Annotated in this window: 3 protein-coding genes; all 3 read left to right on the forward strand. The window is 61.5% G+C overall.

All coding sequences use genetic code 11. The features are described 5' to 3' along the window. Window positions 1–74 precede the first annotated feature (74 nt). Window positions 75–1,163, forward strand: a complete 1,089-nt coding sequence (locus WBQ44_RS05340) for an endonuclease domain-containing protein (RefSeq protein WP_495565693.1) — start codon at window positions 75–77, stop codon at window positions 1,161–1,163. Next, entirely contained in the window at window positions 1,164–1,832 is a 669-nt protein-coding gene (locus WBQ44_RS05345; protein ID WP_495565694.1) for a hypothetical protein, read from the forward strand. Further along, window positions 1,829–4,264: helicase HerA domain-containing protein (locus WBQ44_RS05350; RefSeq protein WP_495565695.1), on the forward strand; the 2,436-nt coding region annotated here is incomplete at its 3' end. The genes WBQ44_RS05345 and WBQ44_RS05350, both read left to right, overlap by 4 nt.

Raw genomic sequence — 4,264 nt, forward strand, 5'->3', positions numbered from 1 at the left:
CTCGCATCTCGCGTGCCAAACTGAACCTCGATGTCCGAATTTCCGAGCACCCGAGTAGCACAGCTCCGTGAAAGGTGCCTGAGATCGAACATACGACGGTCGGCACGGCGCAGGACTTGAGCAAGGAAGTTCGTTCGCCTTGGTACTCGGACCCGGCAGTCAAGCGGGTGACACTTCTTCGCGGAACAAACATTCATGCCGTCACCGCGACGCTGGACCCGCTGCCACCCGGTGCGCCGGCAGTCATTGCAATCGAAACCGCGGAAGTCGTCTCACAGGGCCAAGTAGTAGCCCACGTCCTCGATGCCCTCGAAACGGCAGCCCGACGTCTGTTCCCAGCGTGGCTGCCCGGCGCCGAGGACCTGGACGGCCCGAGTCGCCTCGAACGTTCGGCCGCACGGAAGCTGGCCATGAGACTGGCTGCGGAGACCGACCACTTCGGCCCATTTCTCAGCGCACTGGCTGAGTCGGCCTTGACGTCCAGTGCCGGCACCACTTCCTTCATCGACAAAACCCGGGCCCAGGGAATTCGCAGAGTGCTCGCGGACACCTTCGATCGGGAGGCCGTCGCGCTGCTGATCAATGCAACCCCGCACATCCAGCCGGACAAACGGGCGCAACTGTTCGGTGCGTGCGAGTGGCTCGCCCAGCAGGGCGGTTTCGCTGTGTGGGTCGTCGGGCCCGACAGCGCCTCCGACCGTGTACGGATCGTAGATTTCGAACGCGGTCCGAAGCCTGGGGCCGGCTTCGGTACCGCCCGACAGATAATCCACATCCCAGCAATCGCCGGGAGACCACACCCCGGAAGCACGGCGGAGAACAAGCTCGAACGTGCGCTCGCCCAGTGTCTGTGGGCGTGGGGCCGTGAATGGAACCAGCCGTTCCAACCGACACCGTTGCACGAGAGAGTCGTCGTCGACCTGCGTTGGCCGACCGAGAAATGTGTGGTCGAAGTGGACGGCAGTGAGCATCGACAGCCGGTCAAGTTCGCCCGCGACCGTCAGCGCGATGTGGTGCTGCAACTGCACGGCCATGCCGTGCTGCGTTTCACCAACGAACAAGTGCTCGAAGACGTGGCCGCTGTAGTCTCCGCGATCGAGAGCTTCATAGAGAACAAGCGGGACACGATGTTCCGCAGTACACACCGAAGGGACAGCACCTAAGTGACGAGTGACGAACTGACCGGCACCGAGAGGTTGATACTCCTGGTCCTGATGGCCCAGGCCGACGAGACGTCGAACACCCGTCTCAAGGAGCTCGGCCCCGAGCTGAAGAAGGACCACCGCGAGCGACTCAATCGTTTGAGACTGATCGAAACCGATCACAACCGAAAGCCGATGGTCCACACCCTCACCGACAAAGGATGGGCCGAATGCGCACGTGAGTTGAAGGGCAACGCGCCTCCCCGCGCAACACCGCAAGCGCGAGCGATGTACTCGGTGCTTTCCGGACTCCAGCGCTACCTCGACAAGGAGGATCTCAGACTCTCGCACGTCTTTCGCGCTGATCCACCGTTGGAAGCGACCGAGGAGAAGAACGACCACGGGGTGGCATCTGCCGCAGGGCCGGACGCGCCGATAGATGCACGCATCAGGACGACTTACGCGCAGGTTGCCACCCGGTCCGGAGCATGGGTCACGCTGAAAGACATTCGTGCCGCTCTACCCGACGTTCCGAAGCCCAAGTTGGACAGGGCACTAGGAGAGATGTATCGGTCCGAAGATGTCAGCCTCATCGCCGAGGAAAACCAGAAAACGTTGACGGAGTCGGTGCGCACGTCTTCGATCACCATCGCTGGGCAACCAGTTCACCTGATCGCGATCGAGGGATGATGAACGAACTCGAACGTAAAGCACTGAGATCCATCAGACTCAACTGGGCGCCCACGCCCGACGACGTGTGGCGCTCTCAGGCCGAACTGCATGCCCACTCGTTGCACGACGTCGCCCTGAACTTCGTCATGGAAGCTTTCGACGACGCTGACGCCAGCGAGGACGCGAGTCCGATCGGGGTCGCACTGCGAGGAACCGCTGGATCCGGCAAGACTCATCTCCTCGGTCAGGTGCGCGAACGAGTTCAAGCAACGGGCGGCTACTTCTTCTTGATCGGTTTGCTCGACTCCACGACTTTCTGGCAGACCACACTCGTCGGAATGCTCGACGATCTGACTCGGCCAGCTCCCGAGCAAGACACGCAGCTCAAGCTGTTCCTGTGGCGTCTGGCGTCGACCAGTAAGATCACGAGAGCAGAACGTCGTGCGATCATCGGCGACGACGAACTCGAACCCAAGACGCTGGACAAGTTCGTGGCGGCGGTACACGCAGTACAACCCCGCCTCGTCAACCAGAGCCAATCGACACTTCGGGCCCTCGTGCTCTACGCAACAACGGACTTGGCCGTTCACGACGTGGGCAACGCCTTTCTCCAGTCGATCGACGAAGCGCAACCGGGTTCGCGTGAAACCTGGGGCATTCAGCGCGCAGTCCTGACACCGCAGCAGGTTGTTCGTGACATTTCGCGACTTCTCGCTGCAACGGGTCCGTCGGTTCTGGCCGTCGACCAGATCGACACCCTTCTTGCGCAATCGCGGTCGTCGAGTGACGCACGGGACGACCTCGAATCCTCGGACAACCTTGTCATCGAGCAGGTCGCACACGGTCTGATGTCCCTCAGGGAGAATCTCGGACGCACTGCGTCTGTCGTCGCATGCCTGCCAAGCGTGTGGGAACTCATCCAGGACCGCGCAACGAAAAGTGTGAGCGACCGATTCCGCGTAACGCCTGTACTCAAGGGTGTACCGCGAGCATCTGTCGCAGAAGAAATCCTCGAGAAACGCTTCGCGGCCAAGTACGCCCCTCTCGGATTCGTGCCACCTCATTCGACCTGGCCCGTATCCAAAACTGCTTTCGACAAAGCGGAGGGAATTACTCCGCGGCAACTCATGATCAACGTGGACAAGCACATTCGTCGATGCTTGGAGGCGGGCCGCGTCACGGAACTCACAGACCTGGTCGGAGACACCGGGCCAGTGCGCGACGGCGGCGATGACGCGGCGGAGCTGAAGACACTCGATGCCCGGTACGAAGAGTTACGCCTGAAAGCGAATACCAACCTTCCTACCAGCCATAAGTTCGAAGACAAGTTGATCCCCCTTCTTCTGTCCGCGGGACTGACAGCGTGGATCAAAGAACTCGGTGACATCGGGGATGCGTACGCCCTCGACAATCTGCCTAGTGCGAAGCCAGCTCTCCACGCTCGACTGCGCCACAAGTTGGATCCGGCAACCGAGGACGAGCAGCACTGGGCCTTTCGCGCAATCGCGTCCGAAAGCGCAGTCGCGGTACTGAATCGGCTCCGCGCAGCGTGTACGACAGCGGGGCTTCACACGGGCATATCGCGCCGAAAGCTGTACGTCATCCGAAACGTACCGTGGTCGAAAGGACCCAAGACCGCGCAAGCTATCAACGAGTTCGAGCAGGCCGGCGGTAGGACACTGAGCGTTTCGGAAGAGGAGCTGGCCTCACTGTCCTCGCTCGACGAGATGTTGAGCGAGGGGTCGCCGTTCCTCGACGCATGGCTGGCTTCGAGACGCCCAGCGCACGCGATCAAGATCTTGGCGGACGCGTTAGAGGACCAGACCGAATCGGAGTCGGGTTTGTTCATGCTGCCGACCGCGGCCGAGTACCCCGGTGATTACAGCGAAACCAACGGTGCTGGAGGCGGTACAGGCGACAAGGTAGAGCTACCCATTGCCGAGAAGCCGAGTCCAATCGACCTGCTCTCGGTGCCGCTCGGAAAGCGCCTGGACAACGAGCAGCAGCTCCACATCGACCTCGAAGCGTTGCGGAAACACACCGCAATCTTCGCCGGTTCCGGCTCGGGCAAAACGGTTTTGATTCGACGCCTTGTCGAAGAATGCGCGTTGCGCGGCGTTTCCGCTATCGTTCTGGATCCGAACAACGACCTGGCGCGGCTGGGAAGCGCGTGGCCTACGCCTCCCCCACACTGGAGCGAAGCTGAGGTCGGCAGAGCCGCGGAGTATCACGAGAACACCGAGGTGGTCGTATGGACGCCGCGACGATCAGCGGGTAGGCCGATCAGTTTTCAGCCGCTGCCGGACTTCGGCAGCGTGGTCGACTTCCCCGATGAGTTCGGCGAAGCGATCGACTCGGCGGTGGCCACACTCGCACCCCGAGCTTTGATCTCCGGAAAAACGGCGAAGGCAGGACAAGCTCAGGCCGTCTTGCGTCAAGCACTCGAGCAC

It is taken from the genome of Rhodococcus sp. (in: high G+C Gram-positive bacteria), assembly GCF_049591685.1.
Taxonomy (GTDB): Bacteria; Actinomycetota; Actinomycetes; order Mycobacteriales; family Mycobacteriaceae; genus Rhodococcoides.